General features: G+C 54.8%; 26 protein-coding genes. 17 read left to right on the top strand and 9 right to left on the bottom strand.

Annotated features, from left to right (window positions below; all coding sequences use genetic code 11):
• Positions 1 to 9 precede the first annotated feature (9 nt).
• The 9 genes from KI379_RS17645 (at position 10) to KI379_RS17605 (ending at position 8982) form a co-directional block, all read left to right on the top strand.
• On the top strand, positions 10 to 882 hold the full coding sequence (locus KI379_RS17645) for a 3-hydroxyacyl-CoA dehydrogenase family protein (RefSeq protein WP_076170885.1): 873 nt from the start codon (positions 10 to 12) through the stop codon (positions 880 to 882).
• Positions 879 to 2087 carry an acetate/propionate family kinase gene (locus tag KI379_RS17640; protein ID WP_116229725.1) on the top strand — a complete coding sequence of 403 codons (1209 nt, stop codon included), beginning with the start codon at positions 879 to 881 and terminating at the stop codon, positions 2085 to 2087. Before KI379_RS17645 ends, KI379_RS17640 begins: the two co-directional genes overlap by 4 nt.
• 44 nt (positions 2088 to 2131) lie before the next feature.
• Positions 2132 to 3427 carry an asparagine--tRNA ligase gene (gene asnS, locus KI379_RS17635; RefSeq protein WP_076170891.1) on the top strand — a complete coding sequence of 432 codons (1296 nt, stop codon included), beginning with the start codon at positions 2132 to 2134 and terminating at the stop codon, positions 3425 to 3427.
• Between the two features lie 20 nt (positions 3428 to 3447).
• On the top strand, positions 3448 to 4140 hold the full coding sequence (locus KI379_RS17630; RefSeq protein ID WP_076170893.1) for a DnaD domain-containing protein: 693 nt from the start codon (positions 3448 to 3450) through the stop codon (positions 4138 to 4140).
• A gap of 288 nt (positions 4141 to 4428) precedes the next feature.
• Complete coding sequence (locus KI379_RS17625; RefSeq protein ID WP_089548022.1) at positions 4429 to 5316, top strand: NAD-dependent epimerase/dehydratase family protein; 888 nt, start codon at positions 4429 to 4431, stop codon at positions 5314 to 5316.
• A 104-nt stretch (positions 5317 to 5420) separates the two neighbouring features.
• On the top strand, positions 5421 to 6053 hold the full coding sequence (locus KI379_RS17620; protein WP_089548021.1) for an RNA polymerase sigma factor: 633 nt from the start codon (positions 5421 to 5423) through the stop codon (positions 6051 to 6053).
• The gene (locus tag KI379_RS17615) at positions 6053 to 6508 is read left to right on the top strand and encodes a hypothetical protein (RefSeq protein WP_089548020.1); all 456 of its coding nucleotides are present in this window, start codon (positions 6053 to 6055) and stop codon (positions 6506 to 6508) included. Before KI379_RS17620 ends, KI379_RS17615 begins: the two co-directional genes overlap by 1 nt.
• Positions 6509 to 6551: 43 nt before the next feature.
• On the top strand, positions 6552 to 7778 hold the full coding sequence (locus KI379_RS17610) for a hypothetical protein (RefSeq protein WP_089548019.1): 1227 nt from the start codon (positions 6552 to 6554) through the stop codon (positions 7776 to 7778).
• A 292-nt stretch (positions 7779 to 8070) separates the two neighbouring features.
• On the top strand, positions 8071 to 8982 hold the full coding sequence (locus tag KI379_RS17605) for a phosphotransferase (protein WP_076170904.1): 912 nt from the start codon (positions 8071 to 8073) through the stop codon (positions 8980 to 8982).
• 134 nt (positions 8983 to 9116) lie between these two features.
• Here KI379_RS17605 and KI379_RS17600 read toward each other — a convergent pair whose 3' ends face one another.
• Entirely contained in the window at positions 9117 to 9497 is a 381-nt protein-coding gene (locus KI379_RS17600; RefSeq protein ID WP_089548018.1) for a hypothetical protein, read from the bottom strand.
• A gap of 186 nt (positions 9498 to 9683) precedes the next feature.
• On the opposite strand from KI379_RS17600, the gene KI379_RS17595 reads away from it, so the two are divergent.
• Both KI379_RS17595 and KI379_RS17590 read left to right on the top strand, forming a co-directional pair.
• On the top strand, positions 9684 to 10199 hold the full coding sequence (locus tag KI379_RS17595) for a hypothetical protein (protein WP_089548017.1): 516 nt from the start codon (positions 9684 to 9686) through the stop codon (positions 10197 to 10199).
• 14 nt (positions 10200 to 10213) lie between these two features.
• Positions 10214 to 10756, top strand: a complete 543-nt coding sequence (locus KI379_RS17590) for a hypothetical protein (protein WP_089548016.1) — start codon at positions 10214 to 10216, stop codon at positions 10754 to 10756.
• A 100-nt stretch (positions 10757 to 10856) separates the two neighbouring features.
• Here KI379_RS17590 and mtnB read toward each other — a convergent pair whose 3' ends face one another.
• From mtnB to KI379_RS17555, 7 genes are all read right to left on the bottom strand, one after another.
• Positions 10857 to 11534: a methylthioribulose 1-phosphate dehydratase gene (mtnB, locus tag KI379_RS17585; RefSeq protein WP_076170910.1), complete on the bottom strand. Its 678-nt coding sequence runs from the start codon at positions 11532 to 11534 to the stop codon at positions 10857 to 10859.
• A 2-nt stretch (positions 11535 to 11536) separates the two neighbouring features.
• On the bottom strand, positions 11537 to 12211 hold the full coding sequence (locus KI379_RS17580) for a 2-hydroxy-3-keto-5-methylthiopentenyl-1-phosphate phosphatase (protein ID WP_089548014.1): 675 nt from the start codon (positions 12209 to 12211) through the stop codon (positions 11537 to 11539).
• Positions 12208 to 13431, bottom strand: coding sequence for a 2,3-diketo-5-methylthiopentyl-1-phosphate enolase (locus KI379_RS17575; protein WP_089548013.1), 1224 nt, complete (start codon positions 13429 to 13431; stop codon positions 12208 to 12210). Before KI379_RS17575 ends, KI379_RS17580 begins: the two co-directional genes overlap by 4 nt.
• Complete coding sequence (gene proC / locus KI379_RS17570) at positions 13428 to 14288, bottom strand: pyrroline-5-carboxylate reductase (protein WP_076170916.1); 861 nt, start codon at positions 14286 to 14288, stop codon at positions 13428 to 13430. The genes KI379_RS17575 and proC overlap by 4 nt, the downstream gene beginning before the upstream one ends.
• A 46-nt stretch (positions 14289 to 14334) precedes the next feature.
• A complete protein-coding gene (locus KI379_RS17565; protein ID WP_076170918.1) occupies positions 14335 to 15582 on the bottom strand; it encodes a glutamate-5-semialdehyde dehydrogenase in 1248 nt (415 codons plus the stop codon).
• A gap of 37 nt (positions 15583 to 15619) precedes the next feature.
• A complete protein-coding gene (gene proB / locus KI379_RS17560; protein WP_089548011.1) occupies positions 15620 to 16723 on the bottom strand; it encodes a glutamate 5-kinase in 1104 nt (367 codons plus the stop codon).
• A 382-nt stretch (positions 16724 to 17105) separates the two neighbouring features.
• On the bottom strand, positions 17106 to 18317 hold the full coding sequence (locus tag KI379_RS17555) for a pyridoxal phosphate-dependent aminotransferase (RefSeq protein ID WP_212984337.1): 1212 nt from the start codon (positions 18315 to 18317) through the stop codon (positions 17106 to 17108).
• A 174-nt stretch (positions 18318 to 18491) separates the two neighbouring features.
• On the opposite strand from KI379_RS17555, the gene KI379_RS17550 reads away from it, so the two are divergent.
• Positions 18492 to 19310, top strand: coding sequence for a carbon-nitrogen family hydrolase (locus KI379_RS17550; RefSeq protein ID WP_212984336.1), 819 nt, complete (start codon positions 18492 to 18494; stop codon positions 19308 to 19310).
• A 79-nt stretch (positions 19311 to 19389) separates the two neighbouring features.
• On the opposite strand, the gene KI379_RS17545 is transcribed toward KI379_RS17550, so the two are convergent.
• Positions 19390 to 20301: a LysR family transcriptional regulator gene (locus KI379_RS17545; protein WP_076170924.1), complete on the bottom strand. Its 912-nt coding sequence runs from the start codon at positions 20299 to 20301 to the stop codon at positions 19390 to 19392.
• Between the two features lie 204 nt (positions 20302 to 20505).
• Here KI379_RS17545 and leuC point away from each other — a divergent pair, with 204 nt between their 5' ends.
• From leuC to KI379_RS17520, 5 genes are all read left to right on the top strand, one after another.
• Positions 20506 to 21930, top strand: coding sequence for a 3-isopropylmalate dehydratase large subunit (leuC, locus tag KI379_RS17540; protein WP_089548008.1), 1425 nt, complete (start codon positions 20506 to 20508; stop codon positions 21928 to 21930).
• Between the two features lie 14 nt (positions 21931 to 21944).
• Positions 21945 to 22547 (top strand): 3-isopropylmalate dehydratase small subunit, encoded by a 603-nt coding sequence (gene leuD, locus KI379_RS17535; protein WP_212984335.1) that lies wholly within the window; start codon positions 21945 to 21947, stop codon positions 22545 to 22547.
• A gap of 295 nt (positions 22548 to 22842) precedes the next feature.
• Positions 22843 to 24345: an N-acetylmuramoyl-L-alanine amidase family protein gene (locus tag KI379_RS17530; protein WP_212984334.1), complete on the top strand. Its 1503-nt coding sequence runs from the start codon at positions 22843 to 22845 to the stop codon at positions 24343 to 24345.
• Positions 24346 to 24373: 28 nt separating this feature from the next.
• Entirely contained in the window at positions 24374 to 25051 is a 678-nt protein-coding gene (locus tag KI379_RS17525; RefSeq protein ID WP_244879324.1) for a GerMN domain-containing protein, read from the top strand.
• A 281-nt stretch (positions 25052 to 25332) separates the two neighbouring features.
• Positions 25333 to 26775, top strand: a complete 1443-nt coding sequence (locus KI379_RS17520) for an N-acetylmuramoyl-L-alanine amidase family protein (RefSeq protein ID WP_212984333.1) — start codon at positions 25333 to 25335, stop codon at positions 26773 to 26775.
• Positions 26776 to 26788 lie beyond the last annotated feature (13 nt).

Genomic DNA, 26788 nt, shown 5'->3' with positions numbered 1-26788 from the left:
AGCAGAAACATGTACTTTAAAAAAATTGGTGTTATCGGCGGGGGGACGATGGGCCAAGGCATAGCCGAAATGCTGGCCGCCAGAGGCCTGGACGTTCTGCTGGTCGAGAAAACGCCGGAGAAACTCGATTATTCGTACAGCATGATCGAAACGAGTCTCGATAAGCAGCTGGAGAAATGGGCGATCACCCAAGCGGAGAAAAAGCTCATTTTGGGCCGAATCCAAAAGGTGGTCCATTTTGCTGAGCTGGGAAGCTGCGATATGGTCATTGAGACCATTTCGGAGGATCTCGAAGCGAAGAAGGAAGTATTTGCCCAGCTGGATCAAGTGTGTCCTAATCATATTATTCTCGCCAGCAATACTTCTACGCTCAGCTTAACGGAGCTTGCGAGCACGACGATGTATCCGGAGCGTGTCATCGGCCTGCACTTTATCCATCCTGTCAGCAAGGTTGACCTCGTGGAAATTATTCGCGGCCTGAAGACGTCTGACTCCACGTTCGGGGAAACGAAGCGTTTTGTGGAGGAAGTCGTGGACAAGAAAGGGATCATGGTCTATGAGTCCCCAGGCTTTGTGACGAGCCGCATGATCTGCCTGATGATTAACGAAGCGCTGCATATTCTGCAGGAAGGCGTCGCCTCCGCGGAAGATATTGACGATGCTATGCGGATCGGCTATTCGTTCCAGCACGGACCGCTCGAAATGGCGGACCGCTTCGGTCTGGATTCGGTTCTGGCCGCTCTGGAGCGCATGTTCCGCGAGTTCGGCGAACTGAAATACCGCCCGTCCATCGTGCTGAAGAAAATGGTTCGTGCCGGGCATTTGGGCGTGAAAACGGGAGTAGGCTTCTTCAAGTATGACAAGGATGGTGACCGCGTATGAAAATTTTGGTGATTAATGCTGGCAGCTCTTCGCTGAAATACCAGCTGTATGATATGACAGACGAAAGCGTACTTGCAAAAGGACTCGTAGAACGGATCGGCATGGACTCATCCATCGTTACCCATAAACCTACCGGCCGTCCGGACGTGACCGAGGTCAGCGAAATTCTGGAGCATACGACGGCGATCCGCAAAGTGCTTGCCCTGCTGACGGATAAAGAGAACGGCGTGATCGAATCCGTGGATGAAATCCAGGCGGTCGGCCACCGGGTCGTGCACGGGGGAGAATTCTTCAAGGAATCCGCTCTGGTGGATGCGGAAGCCAAGTCTAAAATCCGCCAGCTGTTCGATCTGGCGCCGCTTCATAACCCTGCATCCATGCTGGGGATCAAAGCAACGGAGGCGAATATGCCTGGCGTTCCGCAGGTTGTCGTGTTTGATACCGCCTTCCATCAGACGATGCCGGAGACGGCTTATTTGTATGCTATTCCGAGAGTGCTGTACAACAAATACAAAGTCAGACGTTACGGGATGCACGGCACCTCGCATGATTTTGTCAGCAAAGCTGCAGCGGAGTACCTGGGCCGGCCGCTGGAAGATCTGAAGATCATTACCTGCCATATCGGCAACGGGGCCAGCCTTACCGCCGTGGATGGCGGAAAATCGGTCGACACCTCCATGGGCATGACGCCGCTCGAAGGCTTGATGATGGGTACGCGCAGCGGTGACCTGGATCCGGCGATCGTTCCTTACGTGATGAACAAGGAAGAGCTGACGGTCAACGAAGTGAACTCCATGCTGAACAAGCACAGCGGTCTATTGGCCATTTCCGGCATCAGCAGCGACATGCGCGAAATTACCGAAGGGATGGAGAAGGGCGATGCCCATTCCAAGCTGGCCTTTGACATGTACGAATACCGTCTGCGCAAGTACATCGGTTCATACGCAGCCGCGCTGAACGGCGTAGACGTGATCGTCTTTACGGCGGGCGTCGGTGAGAATTCGGTTGTTTTGCGTAAAAAAGTATGCGAAAATTTGACTTACCTGGGCGTGGAATTGGACGAAGAACTGAACGCCGTCCGTTCCGGCGAACCGCGCCGCATTTCTTCCAAGAACTCCAAGGTGGAAGTGCTGGTCGTTCCGACGAACGAGGAACTGGTGATCGCCCGCGATACCAACCGGATCGTTCAATCCTTGAACGCCTAGGCTGAAGGGATACAGGCAAGTAAAGTTAAGGGAGAGATTGAAGCATGGCCACCAAATGTGTAATTCGTGACGTAAGCAAGCACGTGGGCGAAACCGTCACGATTGGCAGCTGGATCAACAACAAGCGTTCCAGCGGTAAAATTCAATTTTTGCAGCTGCGCGACGGCACCGGATACATCCAGGGCGTCGTCGTCAAGAGCGAAGTCACCGATAAAGTGTGGGAAGACGCGAAAAGCTTGACGCAGGAGAGCTCCCTGTACGTCACAGGCGTCGTGCGCGAAGAACCGCGCAGCCCGTCCGGTTATGAAATGACGGTAACGGATGTGGAAATCATTCATCTGACGGAGAACTATCCGATTACGCCGAAAGAGCATGGCGTCGACTTCTTGATGGATCACCGCCACCTGTGGCTCAGATCGTCCAAGCAGCGGGCGATCCTGGTGATCCGCGCCGAAATTATCCGCGCTGTGCAGGAGTTCTTCGACCAGAACGGCTTTACTCTGGTGGACCCGCCGATCTTGACGCCGACGTCCGCAGAAGGGACCACGAACCTGTTCCATACGAAATACTTCGAGGAGGACGCCTATCTCACGCAGAGCGGTCAGCTGTACATGGAAGCCGCGGCGATGGCCCTCGGGAAGGTGTATTCGTTCGGACCGACCTTCCGTGCCGAGAAGTCCAAAACCCGCCGCCATTTGATCGAGTTCTGGATGATCGAGCCGGAAATGGCATTTACGGATCACGAAGAGAGCCTTCGTGTGCAGGAGCAGTTCATTACGCATGTGGTGCAGTCCGTCGTCAAAAACTGCCGGGCAGAGCTGGAAGCGGTTGGACGCGATGTATCCAAGCTGGAGAACATCCAGGCGCCGTTCCCGCGCATCACGTACGATGAAGCGATCGAATTTTTGCATGGACAAGGCTTCGATATTCCTTGGGGCGAGGATTTCGGCGCTCCGCATGAAACGGCGATTGCCGAAAATTACGACAAGCCGGTGTTCATTACGCACTATCCGGTCGGCATCAAGGCGTTCTATATGAAGCCGGATCCGAACCGTCCGGACGTCGTGCTGTGTGCCGACATGATCGCTCCGGAAGGATACGGCGAAATTATCGGCGGCTCGCAGCGGATCGACGATCCGGAGCTGCTGGAGGAACGCTTCAAGGAGCATGAGCTGTCCACGGACGCCTACCAATGGTACCTGGACCTGCGTAAATACGGGACTGTGCCGCATTCCGGATTTGGTCTCGGACTGGAACGGACGGTAGCCTGGATTTGCGGTCTGGATCATGTCCGCGAGACGATTCCGTTCCCGCGGACGCTGTACCGCTTGTACCCATAATGCCGGAAGAGGTGGAGCTCATGGACAATGCAGGTTGGAAGACATGGGCCGAGGGAGCATCATCCGGACTCGGGGCAGGCATGGCGGTCATTCCGTATGTGCTGCTTCGCCATTACCGCAAGCTGAAGCTGACGGATAGCGAAGCGATGCTGCTCGTTCACCTGATCGCGTTCAAGCAGGTCGAGCAGAAGGACTTTCCGACGATGGAGGAGCTGGAGGAGGTTACGGGATCCGGCGCCCAGTCGATTGCGGAGTCGCTGCAGAAGCTGATGAGGGCAGGGTTCATCGCCATCGATGAGGAGCTGGACGAGCTGCGCGGCATTCAATATGAACGGTACAACTTGTCCGGTCTGTATCATCAACTGAGCCTGTGCCTGGCGAGCGAGGAGAAGCAGCGGACCCAGGCTGCGAACAGACGGACGAAGAAGGCGGCCAAGCCGGAGACGGACAGCAGCAATATGTTTACCGTTTTCGAAAAGGAATTCGGCCGTCCTCTCTCACCGATGGAATGCGAAACGATTTCGGGTTGGATGGACCAGGACCGTTACCCTGAAGAGCTCATCCGCATGGCGCTGAAGGAGGCGGTCTTTGCCGGTAAGGTCCATTTTCGGTACATAGACCGGATCCTTCTGGAATGGAGCCGCAACCGGGTGCGTAGTGCCGAGGACGCCAGAGCCTACACGCAGAAATTCCGCGGCGGCGGCAGAGCCTGACATCAGAGAGTTGAAAGCGTGCCTTTCCGGTTAGACGGAAGGGTACGCTTTTTTAGCGTCTGAACAGAACGGTTAGGCCGTGTGGTTTGAATCAGGTGTAAGGACAGCTGCTGCTTGGAAGCGGTTTGGTTTCCGTCTGATTATGCGCCGGTTCGATGGACGTTTCCATATAAAAAAGGCGGATCGGCGGGCGGCGGGAACATGATCGGCAGGCAGGAGTATGGTACAATATTTCATAGTGTTTAAGAAGCTGGGCTGTAAGCTTTTATATGTTAAAGGAGGATATCCATGAAGAACATACTGATCCTTGGCGGTACCCGTTTTTTCGGCAAACGGCTTGTTGAGCGGCTGCTGGAGGATGGGCATGAAGTCACCATCGCGACAAGAGGAAACACGCCGGATCCCTTTGGCGACAGGGTAGAGCGGCTGGTGCTGGATCGCGAGAATAAGGAATCTCTGGCCCTGGCCGTGGCAGACGGCAGGGTGTGGGAGGTCGTATACGACAACATCTGCTACTCCCCTCAAGCGGCCCAGGATGCCTGTGACGTATTTCAGGGAAAAGTCAAAAGATACATACTTACCTCGTCCTTGTCGGTGTACGATCCTTCTTCGCACCGGAATCAGGAGAAGGACGTCAACCCGTACATTTATCCGATCACGATGGGAGGCAAGGATGATTTCTCCTATGCAGAAGGCAAGCGGCTCGCCGAGGCTGTCTTTTTCCAAAAGGCCGACTTCCCGGTATGCGCCGTCCGCTTCCCGATCGTGCTGGGGGAGGATGATTACACGGAGCGGCTTGAATTCCATATCCGGCGGGTACAAAGCGGTACGCCGATCGGCATGCCGAATCTGAGCGCCAAGCTGTCGTTGATCGATTCTGAAGATGCGGCTACTTTCCTGAGCTGGCTGAGAACCCAGCGCGTGGAAGGGCCGATCAATGCCTGCTCGCAGGGGGATGTCAAACTATCGGACATCATCGGCTGGATCGAGAAGGAAACGGGACGTAAAGCCATCATCCAGCGGGAGTCGGCGAAAGAAAATGCTTCTCCTTTTGGCGTTCCGGAGTCCTGGACGATGGATACCTCCAAGGCGGAACGGCTGGGATATTCGTTTAAGCCGATCCGCTCGTGGGTTCCGGCTTTGATCAAGCAGCTATCTCAGCAGGAGAATGTTTAGAAAAAGATTTGCGGCGCTTCAGCTGGCCTGGGGCAGCCAGGCACGGATTCATTAAACAATTTAGGGCAGCCTCTTCCTTCGGGGAGGGGCTGTTTTTCTTTTGGATGATATTGGCACGAATTTTTTTTGAAAAACATGCAGGGTTAACCCGGAGGGCCGGCGTCTATAGATACGGGAAGGAGGAGAGAGTTATTGACGAGGAAGCATTGATCGAGCAAATTCGTGATGGCGACCAAAGCGCGTTCCGCACGCTCGTGGAGCGTTACGGACAGCATGTGTTCCATACGGCCTACTCGGTGCTGAAAGATGCCAAGGAAGCCGAGGACGCGGCCCAGGAAGCCTTTATACAAGTGTATAAATCTCTCTCCGAATACCGGTCCCAAGGATTCAAGACGTGGTTGACCCGCATTGCTTTACATAAAGCCATCGATGCTAAAAGAAAGCTGGGAAGGCGCAGGGAAGACCAGCTTGCGGATGCAGAGCAGCTGAACCAGTGGCCTTCCGGTGAAGCGGATCTGCTGGCCCAGCTGGTCAAGAAGGAGAAAAAAGAGACGCTGGAGCGGAGGTTACATCGCCTGCCGCAGCAGCACCGCGAAATTTTGATTCATTTTTATATTCAGGAAAAAAATTACGAGCAGATCGCCAAGGAGCAGGGAATTGCCGTCAAAACGGTGGAATCCCGGCTGTACCGGGCGAGAAGCTGGGTCCGCACCCATTGGAAGGAGGAGGAGTGGTAATGAGTCACAAAGGACGCTCCCAGCCGGTGACGCAGGATTGGGTGGAGTACATACAGGGGGATTGCTCCCCGGAAAAAGCGGATTCGCTGGAGTCGCTGCTGATGGAGGACGATACGGCCCTGGCGGCATACATGCAGGTCATGAATGATCTGGGACCGAAGCTGCCCGGTCTCGAATATGAGCAGCGGTTCATCGACAACGTCATGGATGCTCTTCCTTCCGAAGATAAGGATGCGGAGCGCGGAGCAAACGAAATTTGGCGCCGGCGGTGGTACGAGCATCGCATGTTCCATTACGCCGTGGCGGCCTGCATTACGCTCGTATTCCTGTCGACCGGATGGTTTGACAAGCTGGGCCCGGAAACGCTGCACAAGGCGGGGACCGGCGGCCAGCCGACGTATGGTGAAAAGCTCGTTCATGTGACGACAGGCTGGCTGGACCGGCTGAAGCCATAAAAAAGAGAGAACAGATGACCATTCAGAACAAAGGAAAGGAACGATGACTTTGTATCCACAACGCAGTAAGATGGCTGCTTTTATTCTCAATTTCATCCCGGGCCTCGGCCACTACTACATGGGACGGAGGCTGAGAGGGGTTATATACCCTATGCTGTTTTTTGGAGGTATTTTGTTTGGGGTGATGGTGGCGATCGCACTGGGTGAAGGCGGCATGTTTTTTGCTTTTACCCTGCTGTGTGCGGCTATACTATGGGGAATCTGCATGCTGGACCTGATCGTGTATCTGGTGCGCTTGCCTGCTCCGCAACCGGGGTATCCGCCGCAGCCTTATCCTCCGCATTGGGAACCGGGGGCAGGTCCTTATCCGGGAGGATACAGCGGGCAGGGGCAGCCTGGGTTTCCGGGGAATGGACCCGAATTTGCCCAGGAAGGAATGTATGCGCAGCAGCCGTACCCCCCTTATCCGCAGCCCAGCCCGGAGAACGAGCGCTTCTTTACCATTCTGCTCTCCTTTATTCCAGGGCTTGGACATCTTCATATGGGATTGATGCAGCGGGGCCTGTCGTTCCTGATCGCCTTTTTTGGGCTGGGGACCGTCATGTTCTTCCTGACCGGCCTGACCAGCCATGCGTTCTTTATGCTGTTTCTCGGCATCCTGCCGATCATCTGGCTGTACTGCATGTTTGACGCCGTGCAGCTGATCCACCGCAAGCAGGCCGGCGAACGGGTTGAGGACCGCACCCTGTTCGACGAGATGGAGGCCGGCCGTGCGGAAGGACGCCGCAGCAAAGTGCTCGCCACGCTGCTGTCTGCTTTCCCGGGAGCCGGACATATGTATCTGGGCCTGCAAAAAAGAGGGCTGCAGCTGATGGTGATTTTCCTGGGGAGCGTCTACATTTTGGATTTGCTGCGTCTGTCCTTGTTCATGTTTCTCATTCCGCTCATCTGGTTTTACGCCTTCTTCGACGGGCTGCAGCAGACGAGCCGATACGGGCGGGAGCCCCTCATCGACCGGCCTGTCATTGAAGGCATCAAACTGCACCAGAAGTGGCTTGGCATTGGCCTAATGGCACTCGGCGTGTATTATATCGCCACGAGCCTGATCATTCCCGAGCTTGAAGCACGTTTTCCCGAGTTCCATATCGATTACCGGATTTCGCATTACTTGAAAACAGCCATCGTGGCCCTGCTGCTAATCGGCGTAGGCATCCGGCTGTTAACCGGGCCTAAACCTAGCGGCCGGGAGAGAAGCCACGGGGATTTTTAAACGGATATTCACTCTAAAATACTGTTCGGCACTTCATGCAGCCTGACTTGAGTCAGGCTGTTTTTTTTATGGGGATTAAAGAGGATAAATATGGTGGCATTGGGGCCTTACGAGCAAATGACTTATAGCGGTAACCAATGGAGCACGATATCGATTGCTTTCCTGTTTCAGGAAATGGTATGATAGCCCATGCTCTAGCATGAGTTCGGGTCGGAATCGGGTATGAAGGTTTTTATCATGAAAGCCCACAGCTTGCCCAGGACATAACTGAGATGGAGGTGTTATCGTACGTATGAACCAGTGGGATGCCGATATTCACATCACGGACGCTTTGGTCTGCGAGCTGATCGAAAGCCAGTTCCCGGATCTGGCGGGACTTCGGATCAGGCAGATTGGGGAAGGCTGGGACAACGCCGTTTATCGGGTGGGAGACCGCTATACGTTCCGTTTTCCAAGAAGAAGCATCGCCGTAGAATTTCTGCGCACAGAAGGGAGGCTGCTGCCGCTCCTTCGTGATTACATTACGTTTCCCTATCCCAAACCGGTGTTTTACGGACTGGAAAGCGAGGCATATCCGTTTCCGTTTCTGGGTTACACTTATATTCCCGGAACGTTTCCCGTTGGACTGACCGATGAACAGCGGCGTTTATCGGCGGCTTCTTTAGGAAGCTTTCTGCGTAAACTTCATTCGTTTCCGGTGGGAATTGCAAGGGAAGCGGGGGCTTCGGAAGACCACCGGAACCTGACGGACGTAACTTCACGCAAGATGAAAATGGTAGACATCCTGTCCAGCCTGAAGCCTCATCTGCCAAGGGAGGAGCATGATGCCATCCAGAAATATTTGAACCACCATGTTACCGTGGACCGGATTACCCCGAAGGAAGTAATGCTCCATGGCGATCTGCACTTTAAAAATATGCTGGCAGACGAGCGTGGACAAATCAGCGGCGTGATCGACTGGGGAGATCTGAATGTCGGCCATCCGGGCTGCGATCTCAATATCGCTTACAGCTTTTTGGGGCCGGCAGAGAGGCAGTTGTTCTTCGAACAGTATGGCGAAGTGGATGAGGAAACCAGGCTGCTGGCCAAGCTGATCGGCGTGTTTATTCCGATGCTCCTTTTGGCTCAGGCGGTTCAAATCAAGGATGCCGGGGTGGCGGAAGAAGCGCGGGCCAGTATTCGCCGGGCTTTGTCCGGTGATTGAAGCGGCCGATAATGATCCTCGGGAAGCGTATGGTCGTGGTCCAACGGGACGGATGAAACTTTTTTGAAAAGCGCCCCCCAACCTGTTAAGAATGTTGGTGCCAGCTGCCCGAGTGTTAGGCAGTAAACCTCGACTTAACTGTCGGGGATTTTGGTTAGCTCAAACCGGCTGCCCCATCTTTGGGTAGTGGCGATGAGGGTGCGGTCTCCTTTCGTAAAAAAATAGCCGCTCCCTTCATGCTCCTTATAGTCCCACCCCTGCTTCTCCAGCATGGAAATGATGCGCTGACCATTCTGCTGAGAATTGAGCCGGCTGATATACCAAGTATTTTCCCCATCTGACAGCAGGACAGCAGGCGTATCGCCGGACTGCATGCCCTGATTCCATGCCGTCTTTTTGTCGATCCCTTGAAGCGGAAAAGCCGGGTATAGAAGATGGGTCTGAAGCATGAGCCACAGTATAATGGATAGCAGAACCAAGGCTCCCGACGCGCCGATAAACCATTTTTTCAACACGATATATTTCCCCTTTGTTTATCAGATAAAGTTCACAGTGCTAGAATTTTCCTTTATCCCATTATAGCCTGGATGTTCGATGTCTTGACAGGCCTACATAATGCAAACAGGCGTTACTTTCCTCTCACTTAAAGCGTTTTATACAAAGAGAATGACGTACAGATCGCGTTTGAAGGGGGCGCTCTATTGAAATTTATATTGCCGGCGATCCTGCTGACAGTGTTGGTGTTAGCGGGCTGCAGCCCGGAAAGGAATACGTTCAGCTCCCCGCTGTATCAAGGCCGAAGCTTGAAGATCGGGGTGATTGGTGATGTTCCGATGGTGCGGGAGAGTAATGTTACTTTTAAGCAAATTACGTTTGATGATTTGGAAAAAGGAGATTCGTTCTTATCCTCATACGACGCCGTTTTTATCATGAAAGAGGAGCTGCCGACAGCCGCATCGCCGCAGTACGCCAAAATATATAAACTTGCTGGAATTCCGTTTTTTTTCTTCGAATCTTCCAGATATCTTGCCACCTATATAGATGCTACGATTTCTTACGAGGATTGGCCTGACATGGGGCCCGGTTTCTTCGTACTTGGATACGACGGAGGGACACGGCACCAGTTTGGCACAGGTTTATACAACGACACCAAAAACGAGACGAATGTCAAAAGCGCTTACTCCGATATCTTCAGGCAGATCGAAACCGGGCTATAGATGGTAATATCGTATTGAATAAGGAGGAACATGTCCTGAAAATCATCGGCTGCTCGCTGTTAGTGCTTCTACTGTTACTTACCGGATGTGCTCCCGTCCCCCAATCTTACAGCATGCCTGAGTATAAGGGCAGAAGCTTAACGATCGGAGTGGTTGGAGGGGCGCCTTCTGTAAGGGAGAACAACGTTAGCTTTGTAACCTTAAATAAAGCAGATCTGGAGAAAGGTACCGCGAATTTAACCGGCTATGATGCCGTGTTTATCATGAAGAAGCATGTCTCTCATTTTGAAGCTCTTATGGAAAAAAATGAACTGAACTTAGAGGACGGCGTTCCGATCTTTTTTTTACAATCTTCGAATATACCGGATCCTCTCTTGAGCGGCGAGGGCTTGCTCCGGAAGAATACTTCCGAATCTAATGAATTTGCGTTAGGTTATGTGAAGAAGGGAGAGCAGAATAAAACATTTTCCTTAGTCTTGGACGAACAAAACGACCCTTTCTCAAACCTGGAGAACGCCTATACCATCCTTTTCAAAACAATCGAATCGGGTATTTAACCGGACAAAAAAATCCTTATTCCGACGCCGGCAGATCCGGTATGGAATAAGGATTTTTTGCTTGTTTCATCAAGAGCAGCAAGGCTGCTTCCGCGGTTGCTTAACGCCGGCCATCCAGCGTAAGCGGGGCGGCACTGTTCTGAAGAAGCATGCTGCGGTACAAATATTCAAAAATGAATTCAAACGCCTCCAGATGCTTTTTCGCTTCAAACGCGTTTTTACCCCACGCATAAATGCCGTGGTTGCGCAGCAGGATTCCCGGTACGGCCGGGTTCAGCACGCCTTCCACGAGTTCGGCAATGCGGGGAATATCCGCATAGTTCGGAAGCACAGGGATGGAAATCGGCGCATTCTCCTCCCAAATGTTGAACGCTTTAATCAACTCGATGCCCTGAGCCGGCACGGCTCCGGCCTCCCCGAACCATTCGCTGATCAGGTTGTTAAAGATCGTATGCACATGGAACACGGCGCCGCAGCCGGTGAGACGGTATATTTCGCAATGGATTTGCGTCTCCGCGCTGGGCTTCAGCGAGGTCGTTTCCACCGCCCGGCCGCTTTTGTCCACGAACAAAAAGTCTTCCGGCGTCGTCAGCGACTTGTCTTTACCGCTCGCCGTAATGGCGAAATAAAAGGCTTCCGGGTCAAATTCGCCCACCCGCATCGAAAGATTGCCGCTGGTCCCCGGGAACCAGTTCTTCGCGGCAAACTGCTGTTTGATCAGGCTCAACTCTCCGAGAACCTGCTGCTTATGCTCCAGGCTAATGCCGGCAAAGGTCATGTCTACAGCACTCCTTGTCGTTGTTTCTTCTTCATGTCCTCGATAATGTCAAAAAAGGTTTCAAAAGGAACATGCTTCACGCCAAGCTCCGCGCATTTGTCCGTCAGGATGGAGCGGGAGTAGACGAGGTCGGCGATTTTGGCGCCTTCGAAGTCGGTCAGGCTGTCGCCGATCAGAATCCGCTCGTATTCGTCTTCCGGGAACCGCCGCATGACCGTCGTTTTGCACATCCCGCAGCCGTTATGGCAGGGATCCTGGCAAGGGTGCGGCCAGAGAATCTCGATCCGCTCTCCGCTGAAATCGGCGCTGTTGCAGAAAATATGGTCGGACGGAATCCCGAACGGCTCGAGGAGCGGATCGATAAAAAAGTCCATGCCGCCGCTGGTCACGTAAAAGCCGATATTTTCCTCTTTGGCGTAGTCCAGAAACTCACGGAAGCCGTCGCGAATGCCCGCCCGGCTTAAGACGTAGCTGACAATTTCGTCCTTCATCGAAGAAGGCAGCAGGGCGAACATGGCGCCGACGCCTTCGCGCAGGGTGATCTTCTGGCTGACCGTATCTTCCATGATCGGCTTGTACCCGGCCGGGTCAAAATGCTTCATGATCGCCACGATGTTATCCGACAGTGTGATCGTGCCGTCAAAATCGCAAAAGATTACGCGTTTCTTGGCTGTCATCGTTCGCCTCCCCAGGCGTCCAGGGCGGCCTTCAGCTCAGGATGGCCGTCTTCGGCATACTGGGCGAGCGGAATGGACTGCTGCGCCGCAGCAATCGCCTGTACAAACGCCCGTCCGCCGGCCTCCGTACCCATCGGATGGCCGTGAATGCCGCCGCCGGCGTTCACGACGACGTCGGTTCCGAAATCCCGCAGGATGAGCGGCACGAGTCCGGGGTGAATTCCCGCCGAAGGCACAGGCATGCTGGCCTTCAGTGGCAGTTCACGGCTGATCAGCTCGTCACGGATCGCCATGTTTTCCGCCTTAGGCATCGTCACGGATCCGTAAGGGGAAGGGAAGAGCACCAGATCCGCGCCGGCGAGCCGCATAAGCTGGCCGAGCAGCACCGAGGCAGAGATACCATAATGCGGCGACGGGTAGAAGGCTCCCGCGAGCGCCGGATGCGCGGCGATCGGTACGTTGATCTCCGGATCGCTGCTCAGTTCATGCAGCACGTCGTAGCCGTAGGACAAGACGTTGAACAGCAGCGCGTTCGCGCCGGCGCCGATCGCCTTCTTCGCTTGGCTCTTCAAGCTGGACGTCGGTCCGGTCAAATTGGCCGCATACAGCAGCTTCTTGCCTGTTTCCTTCTGCGCCGCTTCTGCCGCCTTCAGGCATACTTCCACGCGCTTTTCGATCGGCGTCAGTTCGTTTTCGAACAGGATCTCGTCGTCTTTAATCAGGTCGACTCCCCCGAGGGCTTGTCTCAGAAACTGCTCACGCAGCTCGTCCGCATTCAGGCCGATGACGGACTTGAAAATGCTCATCAGAAGCGGCCGGTCATGGACGCCGAGAATGTCCCGAATGCCGGCAATGCCGAATTTGGGGCCGGGGAAACCCTGCACGAAATGATCTGAAAAGCCGAGGCGGTTCAGCTTGATTTTGCCGTCCATCGAGATTTTGCCGAAAACGGTGACAAGCAGGGCCGGAATGTCGCGGCTGAAGTTGATGTCCGGGTACGCGATGGTGACGTCGGCGTACCGCTCGCCGGGTGCGGCGCCTTCCGGCTCATGCACGTCCACCTGGAGCACTTCGCCAAGATGCTTCTGCATTGATTCCCGCTTTGCTTGGGGAAGCTCGGTCCAGCTGCCGACGGTCATGCCGACAGCGATCGATTCGGCCTTTTTACGAAAGTCGGCCTTGTCGTCATACAGCCGGTACGTGGCTGTGCAGCGGCTCATGAAATTCCCTCCTTCAGCGCGGCCCCCATTTCCCGGGAGCGTTCCGCGCAGCGGTTCACGGCAGCGATCACTGTTTCGAAGAAATCGCCTTTGTCAAGCGTCTCCAGTGCCGCCTGGGTGGAGCCGTTCGGCGATGTCACCTTCGCCCGGAGGGCGGCAGGCTCTTCGCCAGTCTGCTGCACCATCCGTGCGGCGCCAAGAACCGTCTGCACCGTAAGTTCCTTGCACTGCTGCGGCGTCAGTCCGCCGCGGATGCCGGCAGCCATCATCGCTTCCATCATGTAATAGATATAAGCGGGGCCGCTGCCGGAGATGCCGGTCAAAATTTCCAGCTTGTCTTCTTCCACGACCGTTACCGTACCGACAGCCTGGAACAGCGTCATGACCGTCTGGCGGTCCTGGTCGTTGATTTCCTTGGAGAAGGAGACGCCGGTTGCGCCGAGGCCGATGGAGCTGGAGGTGTTCGGCATCGTGCGGGCGACGGGCTGCTTGCGTCCGAGCAGATCCTGGATCGTGCGGATGGTGAGACCTGCGATGACGGATACGATCAGCGTGTTATCGGAGAGCAGCGGACCGAGTTTGCGCAGCACGTTAGCCGCATCCTTCGGCTTGATAGCGAGCACGATAATCGGAGATTCACGCAAAATTTCCGTCGTTTCCGCCGGGTCATTGTTCGTTTTGACATTGTAGCGGTGCTTGAGCTCTTCGAGCCGCCCCGAGTTGGAGCGGTTCAGCATGGTCAGGCTTCCGGCATTGACGACCGATCTTCCGATCAATCCTCTGACGATGGCTTCCGCCATCGCTCCTGCACCGTAAAAGGTAATGGGCTGGGCAATCATGGCCTGTTGTTGACTCATTATAATTCCTCCTTGCGCGGTAAGCCGGTATTGTAAAGCTCCGGTATTACCCGCGAATTTGTCCATTTCCATGGATGATGTATTTCGTGGAAGTCAGAGCCGGCAGGCCCATCGGGCCGCGGGCGTGCAGCTTTTGCGTGCTGATGCCGATCTCCGCGCCAAATCCGAATTCGAAGCCGTCCGTAAAGCGGGTGGAAGCGTTATGGTATACGGCGGCAGCGTCCACTTCGTGAAGAAAACGTTCGGCATGGCGCTGATCGGCGGTAACGATGCATTCGGAATGCTTGGTACCGTAAGCAGCAATGTGCTGCATGGCCTCATCTATCGATTCTACAATTTTTACGTTCAAAATGTAATCATTGTACTCCGTTGCATAATCTTCTTCTGTGACCGGGAGAGCCCAGTCGACGATTCTGCGGGTTTCTTCGTCGCCGCGCAGCTCGACGCCGGCTTCCTTGAATGTTCCTGCCAGTGCCAAAAGATGTTCCCGGGCAAACGCCTGGTGCACGATCAGCGTCTCCATCGAATTGCAGACCGACGGACGCTGTACCTTGGCATTGATCGAGATCTCCTCGGCCATCACGGGATCGGCCGTCTCATCCAGATACGTATGGCAGATGCCGGCGCCCGTTTCGATGACCGGCACGGTGGCGTTTTCCACTACGGTGCGGATGAGCGAGCTGCCGCCGCGAGGTATAACGACGTCGAGCAGGCCGTTCAGCTTCAGCATCTCGTCGACCGAGGAACGGTTCGGATCCTCGATCAGCTGCAGCGCCTCCGGCGGAATCGCGGTGGAGGCGAGGGCACCATGGAGCACCTCGACGATTTTGCGGTTGGAGGAGAGGGCGGAGGAACCGCCCCGCAGCACCACGGCATTTCCTGTCTTCAGACACAGGCCGGCGGCGTCGACGGTCACGTTCGGGCGCGCTTCGTAAATGATGCCGATAACGCCAAGCGGTACGCGGTATTTGCGGATACGGAGCCCGTTTGGCCGTTCGATATTCTCCAGCTCGTCGCCGACCGGATCGGGGAGCTCGACGATTTGCTCGAGCCCTGCAGCGATAGCGTCGATCCGCTGCGGATTAAGGGCCAGGCGGTCGAGCAGCGAGGATGAAGTTCCCTGCTGGCGGCCGCGCTCAAGGTCTTCGGCGTTGGCCGCGATAATGTCATCCTGCTTCTGACGCAGCGCCTCGGCCATGCGAAGCAGCGCCTGATTTTTCTCGTCGGTGCTCAGCCGGTTTAATACGGCGGCAGCAGCGCCGGCGCGTTCTGCTTTTGATCTTACTTCACTCATATCATAAATGCCTCCTTGTCCTTATTATGTGAGTAACCTATTTTAAGGTAATCCACTCATCCCTATGAATCACTTCGAGCCGGTGAACGGTATCCAGCGTCCGGATCACTTCAGCGCTGCCCAAGCCCTGAATCCGCCTGAGCTGCTCATCGTCATAATTGACGATGCCGCGGCCGCAGACCGTCCCTTCCAGGTTCAGCACCTCGACGACGTCGCCGGCATGAAACTGGCCTTCGACCTGCTTCACGCCAACGGGGAGAAGGCTGTGGCCGCCATGAACAAGCGCTTCCTCCGCTCCCCGGTCCACGTAGAGAGTGCCGAGCGGTGTGGACATGAACCCGAGCCACTGCTTCTTCATCGGCAGCGAGTGCAGCTCGGTGTCGAAGTAGGTTCCTTTGCCGCGGCCTTCCATGGCGCTGCGAAGATCGCCGTTCTCGGTCACGCGGCCCACGAAGACCGGCACGCCGCCGCGGGTGGCGATTTTGGCGGCATCCACTTTGGAACGCATGCCGCCCGTACCGACGGATGAACCGGCGCCGCCGGCAATGGAGTAGATCTCCTCGGTAATTTCTCCGACATGGTCAAACCGGATCGCATTCGGATTATTCCGCGGATCGGCCGTATAAAGACCGTCCGTATCGGTCAGGATCAGCAGGTGCTGGGCTTTGACCAGGTTGGCGACGAGCGCCGACAGCGTGTCGTTGTCGCCGAATTTCAGCTCATCAACCGAAACGGTATCGTTCTCGTTGAATATGGGGACCGCCCCCTGCTTCAGCAGCTCCTCGACGGTCATGCTGGCATTGTTCATGCGCTTGCGGCTGCAAAAGTCGGTGCGGGTCAGCAGGATTTGCGCGGCGGTGATGCCGTGCGAGGCGAATGCTTCCTGGTACGCCTGCATAAGCAGCGCCTGGCCGACGGAGGCGGCGGCTTGCTTTTCGTGCAGAAGCTTGGGCCGGAAGCTGTAGCCGATCGCCCGGAAACCGGCCGCGACGGCACCGGAGGTGACAAGCAGCACTTCGCATCCGGCTTTGATGAGTGCTGCAATTTCGCCCGCAAAGAAAGCGACCGCATCGCGGTTCAGTCCGCCTTCAACGCTAGTGAGCGAGCTGCTGCCGATTTTGACGACGACTCGAGATGGCATAGGATATCACGTTCCTTTTCTAATATAAGACTGCTCTGTTTTCCTCATAAAAACTTCCTGGTACAACAAAAAAACTTTCGTCCTTTGGAGTAAAGGACGAAAGTTTATACTTCCGCGGTACCACCTTTATTGATGATTGGATCATCCGGCTTTGGGCCCTGTAACAGAAGGCACTGTCCTGCACACAGGCAGGCCGCTCAGGGGTAGGTTTCGGAAGGGCTCGCGGTAAATTCTTTCAGCCGGTGGAATTTACTCTCTGGGCGCGAGTTGCCGTTCTTACTGGTCCCGTCAACGCGTTTCATTATGTTTCAACGATGCTTCCTTTGGTTCATCCGCTTTATTTTCACCTAGAATACCACGAAGCGGCGGTCTTTGCAAAAGGTTATACGAACAGATTCAGCCGTCCGATCCGCTCGGCAGCTTCCTGCAGCCTCTCCTCGGAGGTCAGCAGCCCGACGCGGACGTAGCCTTCGCCATGCCGGCCGAAACCGATGCCGGGAGCAACGGCCACCTTGGCTTCTTTCAGCAGGAGGTCGGCAAACGACTCCGACGTAAAGCCATTGGGCACCGGCAGCCAGCTGAAGAAGGAACCGCCCGGCTTCTCCGCCGCCCAGCCGATGCGGCCGAGACCGTCGAAAAAGGCGTTGCGACGCGATTCATACCGCTGCACGAGCTGCTGTACGCAGTCCTGGGAGGAGGTGAGCGCCGCAGCAGCAGCGGCTTGGATGCCGCCGAACAGACTGACGTAAATATGATCCTGCAGGTTGTTGATGAGCGAAATCACGTCCCTGTTGCCCAGCGCAAATCCGACACGCCAGCCAGCCATGTTGTACGTTTTGGAGAGGGTGTAGAATTCGATGCCGACTTCCTTGGCGCCTGGTGCCTGCAGGAAGCTGACGGGGCGCTCGCCGTCAAAGCCGATGGCACCGTAAGCAAAGTCGCTTGCGACGACGATGCCGTGCTCTCTGGCGAAGCGGACCGTGTCCTCATAGAAGCTTAGCGGGGCGACGGCCGATGTCGGATTGTTCGGATAATTCAGGAACATCAGCTTGGCGCGTGCCCGGTCCGCCGGGCTGATCCGGCCGTAATCCGGCAGGAAGGCGTTGTCCGCCAGCAGCGGCATAAACGACATTTCGGCTTTGGCCAGCGCTACGCCGGACCAGTAATCGGGGTATCCCGGATCCGGAACGAGGCACAGATCGCCGGGATTGAGCAAAATCTGCGGGAGCTGCACGAGTCCCGTTTTGCCGCCGAACAAAATGGCAACCTCTTTCTCAGGGTCAAGCTCCACGCCATAATCCTCGAGATAGCGATTCGCGATTGCTTCCTTTAAAAAGGCAAAGCCGGTAAACGGCGAATATTTATGATAGAGCGGGTTGGCTGCCGCCTCCTGCAGCGCGGATACGATGTGTCCCGGCGTGGGTGTATCGGGATTGCCCTGCCCCAGATTGATGACGTCATGCCCTGCGGCGATTTCCCGGTTCACCTTCTGCACGAGGGTAGCGAAAAACTGGGTCGGCAGCTGGGTCATCACTTCGGCGGGTACGATGGGAAAAGCGGATGCTGGACATGCGTTGTCCTCTGATGAATGCATATCAAATCACTCCGGTCTAGACTCGAGAATAATATGTTTAAATCTATCACGATTTATCAGGGCTGTATAGAGGGAAATGACTGCTTGCACGCGGAATGGGCAGCGTCTATGATGGTATACAAATGAGATTTGGGATCAAGCCGTTCGCGCCATGATCCAGGGGAGGAACCAATCATGCCTTTAAATGAACGCGTGGTGCTGCGAGCCGCTTTAATACAGGCCGATATTCAAATCGGCCAGCCGGAGGCGAACCGCCGCCATATGGAAGACCTGCTGGAACAGGCGGTGTCTGCCGAGCCGAAGCCGGACCTGCTAGTGCTGCCCGAAATGTGGAATACCGGTTACGCGCTGGAGCAGATCCAGGAGCTTGCGGATCCGGATGGCAGGGAGAGCCGGGAATGGTTATCGGCTTTTGCCAAGCGGCACGGGGTTACGATCGTTGGCGGCTCCATCGCGGAGAAAAAGGACGGCGGCATCTACAACACGATGTACGTTTTTAACGAACAAGGTGACACGACGGCCCAATACTCCAAGATTCACCTGTTCCGTCTGATGGACGAGGAGAAGCATCTTGAGGCCGGCGATGAAATCGTCAGCTTTGCATTGCGTGAGGGCTTTCAGGCTGGCGCTTCGATCTGCTACGACATCCGTTTTCCGGAGCTGGCCCGCACCCAGGCGCTGAACGGGGTAAAGGTGCTGATCGTGCCTGCCGAATGGCCGCATCCGCGCCTTCACCACTGGCGCACGCTGCTGATGGCCCGGGCGATCGAGAACCAGATGTATGTCATCGCCTGCAACCGCGTCGGGGTGAGCGGAAGCACCGAGTTCTTCGGCCATTCGCTCATCATCGACCCTTGGGGCGAGATTGTGGCTGAGGGCGGCGAAGGCGAAGAGATCGTGACCGGTGAACTCGATCTTGGACTGGTCGATGAAGTGAGAGGCCGGATTCCGGTGTTCGAGGACCGCCGCCCCGATATTTACCGTAAACCGTAACCTCATACCTCAATCTTCAAACCGGAAACCGCACATGAAAAAAAGGTCCGGGCTCTCCGCCCGGGCCTTTACACGTTTTTTAGACCAGATCATTCAGCGTATCCTTGAACGTTTCGATAAAAGCCTCCGCCGCTTTGGACAAATACCGTCCGCGCCGGTATGCGACCACAAGTGTCCGGCTCGGCACCGGCTCGGCAAGGGGAAGGTATACCGGCACGAATTCGCTTCGCGGTGCCCGCGCGATAAAACGCGGTACCAGCGTGATGCCCATACCCGTGGCGACGAGCGACTGGATCGTCTCCATGTTGTTGCTCTCAAAGACGACCTTGGGCTCGAAACCGGCCTGCTGGCACAGGTCGAAGGTTATTTTGCGGAAGCCCTGTCCCTTTTTGAGCACGATAAACGATTCCCCGCTCAGCTCATCGATCCGGACCGGAACCGGCTTCCCGGCTTTGGCTCTGGCAGCGAGCGGATGCGATTCCGGTACGGCGAGGTCGATCTTTTCTTCACCGATCACCTCGTATGTCAGCGAAGGCTCCTGCAGCGGCAGGGAGAGCAGGCTGAGGTCCGACTTGCCTCCCGCCGTAAGCTTTTCCAGGTTCATAGAGGAGTCCTCCAGCAGGGTGATTTCGATGTCAGGGTACTGGCGTTTGAATGTGGGAAGCACATGCGGAAGCAAGTGCGCGCCTGTAATCGGCATGCTGCCGATGACCACCTTGCCGCTCTTCAGCTGGGATATATCAGCCATTTCCTGGCGCAGCAGCTCCACGGCGTCTATAATTTTTTGGGCCTGCTCCATGAAGGAAGCCCCGGCATGCGTCAGTTCCACTGTGCTTGTATTGCGCTGGAACAGCAGCACCCCGAGCTCTTTCTCCAGCTTGGACAGCTGTTGGCTCAAGGAGGGCTGGGCGATGTGCAGCTTCTCGGCGGCCCGGGAAAAATTTCGCTCTTGGGCGATTTGGAGTGCGTATTGCAGCTGTCTAAGTTCCATGAGACACCTTCCTTTGCTTTCTATAAAGTAGCGGATAAACCACGCTTTGCTTGATAGTTAATTCCTATTACTTTTATAGATATTATATCTTGGATCAATTAAGCTGCAAATGCTATATTTAGTTTAATTCAAGAGGCTGCCGGGCTGAATCGACTTCTGTCCGGCGTCTCTTCCAAGGAACGAAACCATGAAGAGGTGACAGTGATGAGTAAAAGAACGATGTTTGAGAAAATCTGGGATAACCACGTGATTCATCAGGAAGAAGGCAAGCCGAGCATTTTGTACATCGATTTGCACCTCGTCCACGAGGTAACGTCCCCGCAAGCCTTCGAGGGCCTGCGCCTGAGCGGCCGCAAGGTGCGCCGTCCGGAGCTGACGTTCGCAACGATGGACCATAACGTACCGACGAAGGACCGCTTTAACATTAAAGACCCGATCTCCAAGCAGCAGATCGACACGCTGTCGCAGAACTGCCGCGACTTCGGCGTCACCCTCTTTGATCTGGATACGATTGATCAAGGGGTCGTGCACGTTATGGGGCCGGAACTCGGTCTGACCCATCCGGGCAAAACGATCGTCTGCGGGGACAGCCACACCTCGACTCACGGCGCATTCGGCGCTCTGGCATTCGGGATCGGCACAAGCGAAGTGGAACACGTGCTGGCTACCCAATGCTTGCAGCAGGCCAAAGCGAAGACGATGGAAGTGCGCTTCGTCGGCAAGCGCAACCCCGGCGTAACGGCGAAAGACATGATCCTCGGCGTCATTGCCAAGTATGGCACGGATTTTGCTACAGGTTATGTCATTGAGTACACGGGCGAAGCGATTCGCGAGCTGTCGATGGAAGAGCGCATGACCGTCTGCAACATGTCGATCGAAGGCGGTGCGAGAGCGGGCATGATCGCTCCGGATGAAACGACATTCGAATACTTGCGCGGACGCCAATACGTGCCGCAAGGCAGCGACTTTGACCAAGCGGTGGAGCAGTGGAAGCAGCTCGTCACCGACGAAGGCGCAGCATACGACCGCGTTGTAGAGTTTGACGTGGAAACCCTGATCCCGCAAGTGACCTGGGGAACGAGCCCGGGTATGGGTACGGACATTACGTCTCGCGTGCCGGTGCCGGCGGAACTGCCGACCGAAAACGAACGCAAAGCAGCTGAAAAAGCGATTGAATATATGGGCCTGACGCCGGGAACGCCGATGTCGGAAATCGAAATCGACTACGTGTTTATCGGTTCCTGCACCAACGGCCGGATCGAGGACCTGCGCGCTGCGGCCCAGGTAGCCAAGGGGCACAAAGTGTCCGACCGGGTAACGGCGATCGTCGTTCCGGGTTCGGGACGCGTCAAGATCCAGGCGGAGAAGGAAGGACTGGACAAAATTTTCACCGAAGCGGGCTTCGAATGGCGCGATGCCGGATGCAGCATGTGCCTGGCGATGAACCCGGACGTTCTCCAACCGGGACAGCGCTGCGCATCGACGTCCAACCGGAACTTCGAAGGCCGTCAAGGCCGCGGCGGTCGCACGCACCTCGTGTCTCCGGCAATGGCTGCAGCAGCAGCGATCAAGGGTCGGTTCACGGATGTCCGTGATTGGAACTTCAAAACGGAAGCGGTCAGCAGCTAAGGAGGAGAATAAACATGGAAGCTTTTACGAAATTAACAGGTCTCGTCGCTCCGGTAGACCGGGTGAACGTGGATACGGATGCCATCATTCCTAAACAATTTTTGAAGCGGATCGAACGTACCGGTTTCGGACAATTTCTGTTCTATGAATGGAGATTCGATGAGCAGGGCAACGACATCCCGCAGTTTTCGCTGAACCAGCCGCGCTATAAAGGAGCTTCGGTTCTGATCTCCAGAGCGAACTTCGGCTGCGGTTCTTCCCGTGAGCATGCGCCATGGGCGATCATGGATTACGGGTTCAGATGCATCATCGCTCCATCGTTCGCAGACATTTTCTACAACAACTGCTTTAAGAACGGCATTCTGCCAATCAAACTGTCTGAAGAGCAGGTGGAAGACCTGTTCCAGCGTACGGCAGCAAATGAAGGCTACGAGCTGAACGTCGACCTGGAAAACAAAACGATCACGGATGCCCAAGGTCTGCGTATCGATTTCGACCTGGATGAGCACCGCCGTCAATTCCTGCTGCAAGGCCTGGACGATATCGGCCTGACCCTTCAGCATGAAGACGCCATCTCCGCCTATGAGCAAAAGTACGCGGATCGCTTGTTCGCGTAACTTATCCAGCCGGATGGGCATTGCCCTTCATTATAAGCTCCCATGCTCCGATAAGGAGTGTGGGGGCTTTTTTGCTGGGCGCTGGAGTATACCCGAGGAGCCGAAGGAGTCAAGGGAGGTCGATATTTGGATAAATCGGGAATGAAAACAGGTAAAAATTTGTAAAATCAAGCAGGAATATAAGCTTAGCGCACAGAAATTGTTATAGGTCAAATACCGTTAATGTTTTTTTCATACATACATTCTGCGGCTTGTCACGAGCAGCAGCAAAAAATCAGTTTGTCAGAGGTGGAACATGAAGAAATTCGGCTTTTTACTGTTTTTATTGATGTTCGCCTTTATTGTCGGCGCCCAGGCGCCGTCGGTATCGGCGGCAAGCGGCACGGAGATCGTGCTGGACGGGAAACAACTGGACATGCCTGCGGACGCAGGGGTTGTCAACGTGAACGGAAGCATTATGGTTCCCTTCCGCGTGGTCGGTGAAAATCTTGGATTTGCCGTAGATTGGGAGCAGAAGTCGCAGAAGGTCACGATTCAGAAAGGCAGCACCAAGATGCTGCTAGTCGTGAAGCAGAAATCGGCAACCGTAAACGGCAAAAAGGTGAGCCTGGATCAGCCGCCGCTCCTGCAGAAGGGCAGCGTCGTTGTGCCGATCCGGTTCGTGAGCGAACAGATGGGGCTTGCGGTTAGTTGGGATGGCGTCAACAAAACTGTGTATCTGTCGACGGATGGATCGAATCCGTCGGGAGCCGATCCGGGAACAGGAGCAGGCAGTGGAGGCACAATACCGGTTCCTGATACGGGGAGCGGCAATTCGGAAGGCACCGCTCCGTCAGGCGGTTCTGAAGGATCCGGCGTGACCGGCCAGGAGGGGATTGCTGAGCTGACTGGCATCAGTTTTAGCGACAACCGCCTGATGATCGCTACCTCCGGTAACGGAAATGTGGTCCCGAAAGTGTTTACGATGAAAAATCCGGACCGCATCGTCGTAGATCTGCCGCAGACCCAATTCTCAGGAGCACTGGGCGAGACGCTTCCCTTGAGCGCTGACGCTCAAGGGAAACTGGACGTCAGCGGGTATCCCGACGTTTCCGGGATTCGGTATTCGTTGTTCAGCAGCAGTCCGTCCACCGTTCGGATCGTGATTGATTTGAACTATGCCAAAAACTATGCCGCATACCCTGATCCGTCCGGAAATGGTATGTTTATCGTCGATTTGAATTTAGCTTCGGAGACGCCGTCGGTTCCGGTCGGGGGCAGCGGGAAGAAGGTCGTCGTGATTGACGCCGGCCACGGTGCCAAGGATCCCGGGACGATCGGCTATTCGAAAACGAAGGAGAAGGACTTCAACTTGGCGGTTGCCCTAAAGGTCGGACAGCTTCTCGGGAGCGAGCCGAATATCGATTTTGTTCTGACGAGAAGCGATGACACTTTCCTCGAGTTGAAGGACCGTGTTAAAATAGCCAACGATCTGAATGCCGACGTATTTGTATCCATCCATGCGAACAGCGCGGGCTCGTCTGCGGCGAGCGGCAGCGAAACCTATTATCAGCGTGATGCAAGCAAATCGCTGGCGAACGTGCTGCACAAGTATTTGGTTCAGGCTACCGGCCTGGCGGACCGGGGAGTGAGATACGGCAACTTCCACGTCATTCGGGAGACCAAAATGCCGGCTGTTCTCCTGGAGGTTGGTTATTTGAGCAATCCGAAGGATGAGGCAACCTTGTTCTCCGAAAACGTCCAGCAGTCCGTCGCGCAGGGAATTGTGAGCGGCATTAAGGAATATTTGGGATTATAGAATTCGGAACTTGGCTGAAAGGAGTGTTATGGTGAATAAAAAAATATGGTGCGCAGTTCTTCTGTCCGCCGTGATGATTGTGGGAGCAGGCTGCGGTCAGAAAGCGAAGACGGCTCCTCCTCCGCCAGCGAGCGCTTCCGAACCGAGCTCAATTCAAGCGGACGAGAGCACATCGCCGCCGGTTACGGAAGGTACTGCTCCGGCTGACAGCACGGCAGGCAGCAATTCGGGCAATGACAGCAGTGGAGGGACCGGGGAACCCAAGGGGGAATCAACCGGTGAGGCAGCTAAGGATCAACCCAGCTTTCAGAAATTGACCATTGATGTATATTACACCGACCCTCAGGAAATGGAGCTGAAGAAAGCCCAGAAGGAGATCAGCTACCAGGTTCCTCTTGAGAAATACGTTGAGGCGTTCAAAGCGCTTCAAGACAGCGGCAGCACCGACCTCGTTCCGCTGTGGGGTAAAATCGAATTGACCAAAATGTCGCTGGACACGGATACGGGACTCCTGCATATGGATATTCATATCCCGGACGAAGCACGGCTGGGATCGGGCGGGGAACAATTTGCCCTCGACTCGCTCAAGCAAACGATGTTTCAATTCGACGAAATCAAAGCGATCGACATCCTCGTCGACGGCCAAGCCGTGGAGAGTCTGATGGGCCACATGGATCTCGACCATCCGATCAAGAGAGGCGAGTAGATCATCGTTTCAATCGTAACGAAGAAGCATGCCGATTCCTATTGGGAGTCGGCATGCTTTTTTTGCGGGAACCATGCTTTTCAGCAGGGGTGTTTGAATCGATAATACATAAAATCCCGGTTTTGTCCATCCAAAGTCATAGTAAAACTTTTGCATATAGAGGAATATATTCGCAACTTTTCAAGGGGGCTCGCGTCTAATAAATGTCTGGTGATGTCGAAGATGCCGAAGCCGAAACGTCAAAAAGCAGTTGAAAAATTTGAGAATGGTAGGGGTGAATAATGAAGAAGTTTGGTTTTTTGTTTGCGTTTATATTTGTCTTCATTTTGGCGTTTCCTCATAATGGACAGGCTGCGGCAGGGAGCACAAAGATTTTTTTGAATGACAATGAGCTGAAGCTAACAGGTAATGCAGTGGTTGAAAATGTGAAGGGTAATACGATGATCCCATTTCGTGTGGTCGGAGAGAGTCTGGGATTTGTTGTCGCATGGGAGCAGAAGACCGGCACGGTAACCATACAAAAGGACTCGACAGTCATAAAGCTTGTTGTTAATCAAAAGAATGCTACGGTTAACGGCAGTAAGGTTGCACTTAATATCGCGCCGATTCTGCGCACCGACACGGTCATCGTCCCGCTTCGCTTTGTGAGTGAGCAAATGGGACTGACCGTCAGCTGGGATAATGTGAAGAAAGTGGTATATTTAATTACCCCAGATTCGAATGCCGGAAACAGCGGAAATGCCGGCACCGGTGCAGGCAACGGCGGGACAACCGTACCCGGCAGCGGCAGCGGCGATAACGACAGCAGCGTCGGGCTCGTCAATGGACTCAGCTTCAGCGACAACCGTCTGCTGATCGCAACCAGCGGGTTGGTTAAGGCCAGCAGTTTTAAAATGACCGGTCCCGATCGGGTCGTCATCGATCTGACGAACGCGAAATTTTCGGATCAATTCAGCGGTTCTTCTCCGCTGGACAGCAATTATAACGGCTCAATCAACGTCAGCGGCTATCCGGATGTATCCAAAGTCCGTTACTCGCTGTATAACGATAATCCTTCCACGGTACGCGTGGTCATTGATCTGAATTATGCAAAAAATTATAAGCTGACCAATGAAAACGGGATGTATATCATCGACTTGAACACATCAGACAGCGGCACTCCTTCCACTCCAGTTGGCGGAGGCGGCAAAAAAATCGTCGTCATTGATGCAGGCCATGGCGATCAGGATCCTGGCGCATCAGGCGTTTCCGGCAAAAAAGAAAAAGCGTTTAACTTGGCGGTTGCCCTCAAAGTAGGGGCTCTGCTCAAAAATGATCCTAACATCGATGTCGTACTTACCCGCAGTGACGATACGTTCCTTGAACTGAGCGAACGGGTAAAGATCGCCAACGATTTGAAGGCGGATGTGTTTATTTCCATTCATGCGAACAGTGCAGGCTCCTCTGTGGCAACAGGAAGTGAAACCTATTATCAGCGGGATGCCAGCAAGGCGCTGGCCAACGTGATGCATAAGTACCTGGTACAAGCCACCGGACTGAAGGACCGCGGCGTTCGCTACGGCAATTTCCACGTCATTCGCGAAACGAAGATGCCGGCTGTGCTGCTGGAAGTCGGTTATCTGAGCAACAAAAACGACGAGGCTGCCCTTTTCTCGGAAAGCTTCCAGCAGCGGGTTGCCAAAGGCATTGTCAGTGGTATTAAAGAGTATTTGGGTGTGAAATAATGATCAGTCGCAG

The organism is Paenibacillus cineris, assembly GCF_018333335.1.
GTDB classification, from domain to species: Bacteria; Bacillota; Bacilli; order Paenibacillales; family Paenibacillaceae; genus Paenibacillus_AQ; species Paenibacillus_AQ favisporus.
This window is presented reverse-complemented; position numbering and strand designations above follow the sequence as displayed.

What these genes read in the sequence shown, in the direction of transcription:
- asnS (WP_076170891.1), top strand. Translation starts at nt 2,132, where the DNA reads ATGGCCACCAAATGTGTAATTCGTGACGTAAGCAAGCACGTGGGCGAA.
- KI379_RS17555 (WP_212984337.1), bottom strand. Translation starts at nt 18,317, where the DNA reads ATGCATTCATCAGAGGACAACGCATGTCCAGCATCCGCTTTTCCCATC.
- proC (WP_076170916.1), bottom strand. Translation starts at nt 14,288, where the DNA reads ATGAGTCAACAACAGGCCATGATTGCCCAGCCCATTACCTTTTACGGT.
- KI379_RS17545 (WP_076170924.1), bottom strand. Translation starts at nt 20,301, where the DNA reads ATGGAACTTAGACAGCTGCAATACGCACTCCAAATCGCCCAAGAGCGA.
- KI379_RS17525 (WP_244879324.1), top strand. Translation starts at nt 24,374, where the DNA reads ATGGTGAATAAAAAAATATGGTGCGCAGTTCTTCTGTCCGCCGTGATG.
- KI379_RS17520 (WP_212984333.1), top strand. Translation starts at nt 25,333, where the DNA reads ATGAAGAAGTTTGGTTTTTTGTTTGCGTTTATATTTGTCTTCATTTTG.
- KI379_RS17640 (WP_116229725.1), top strand. Translation starts at nt 879, where the DNA reads ATGAAAATTTTGGTGATTAATGCTGGCAGCTCTTCGCTGAAATACCAG.
- KI379_RS17610 (WP_089548019.1), top strand. Translation starts at nt 6,552, where the DNA reads ATGACTTTGTATCCACAACGCAGTAAGATGGCTGCTTTTATTCTCAAT.
- KI379_RS17645 (WP_076170885.1), top strand. Translation starts at nt 10, where the DNA reads ATGTACTTTAAAAAAATTGGTGTTATCGGCGGGGGGACGATGGGCCAA.
- KI379_RS17605 (WP_076170904.1), top strand. Translation starts at nt 8,071, where the DNA reads ATGAACCAGTGGGATGCCGATATTCACATCACGGACGCTTTGGTCTGC.
- mtnB (WP_076170910.1), bottom strand. Translation starts at nt 11,534, where the DNA reads ATGACCTTTGCCGGCATTAGCCTGGAGCATAAGCAGCAGGTTCTCGGA.
- KI379_RS17630 (WP_076170893.1), top strand. Translation starts at nt 3,448, where the DNA reads ATGGACAATGCAGGTTGGAAGACATGGGCCGAGGGAGCATCATCCGGA.
- leuC (WP_089548008.1), top strand. Translation starts at nt 20,506, where the DNA reads ATGAGTAAAAGAACGATGTTTGAGAAAATCTGGGATAACCACGTGATT.
- KI379_RS17580 (WP_089548014.1), bottom strand. Translation starts at nt 12,211, where the DNA reads ATGACAGCCAAGAAACGCGTAATCTTTTGCGATTTTGACGGCACGATC.
- KI379_RS17625 (WP_089548022.1), top strand. Translation starts at nt 4,429, where the DNA reads ATGAAGAACATACTGATCCTTGGCGGTACCCGTTTTTTCGGCAAACGG.
- KI379_RS17620 (WP_089548021.1), top strand. Translation starts at nt 5,421, where the DNA reads ATGATATTGGCACGAATTTTTTTTGAAAAACATGCAGGGTTAACCCGG.
- KI379_RS17550 (WP_212984336.1), top strand. Translation starts at nt 18,492, where the DNA reads ATGCCTTTAAATGAACGCGTGGTGCTGCGAGCCGCTTTAATACAGGCC.
- KI379_RS17530 (WP_212984334.1), top strand. Translation starts at nt 22,843, where the DNA reads ATGAAGAAATTCGGCTTTTTACTGTTTTTATTGATGTTCGCCTTTATT.
- KI379_RS17565 (WP_076170918.1), bottom strand. Translation starts at nt 15,582, where the DNA reads ATGAGTGAAGTAAGATCAAAAGCAGAACGCGCCGGCGCTGCTGCCGCC.
- proB (WP_089548011.1), bottom strand. Translation starts at nt 16,723, where the DNA reads ATGCCATCTCGAGTCGTCGTCAAAATCGGCAGCAGCTCGCTCACTAGC.
- leuD (WP_212984335.1), top strand. Translation starts at nt 21,945, where the DNA reads ATGGAAGCTTTTACGAAATTAACAGGTCTCGTCGCTCCGGTAGACCGG.
- KI379_RS17615 (WP_089548020.1), top strand. Translation starts at nt 6,053, where the DNA reads ATGAGTCACAAAGGACGCTCCCAGCCGGTGACGCAGGATTGGGTGGAG.
- KI379_RS17575 (WP_089548013.1), bottom strand. Translation starts at nt 13,431, where the DNA reads ATGAGCCGCTGCACAGCCACGTACCGGCTGTATGACGACAAGGCCGAC.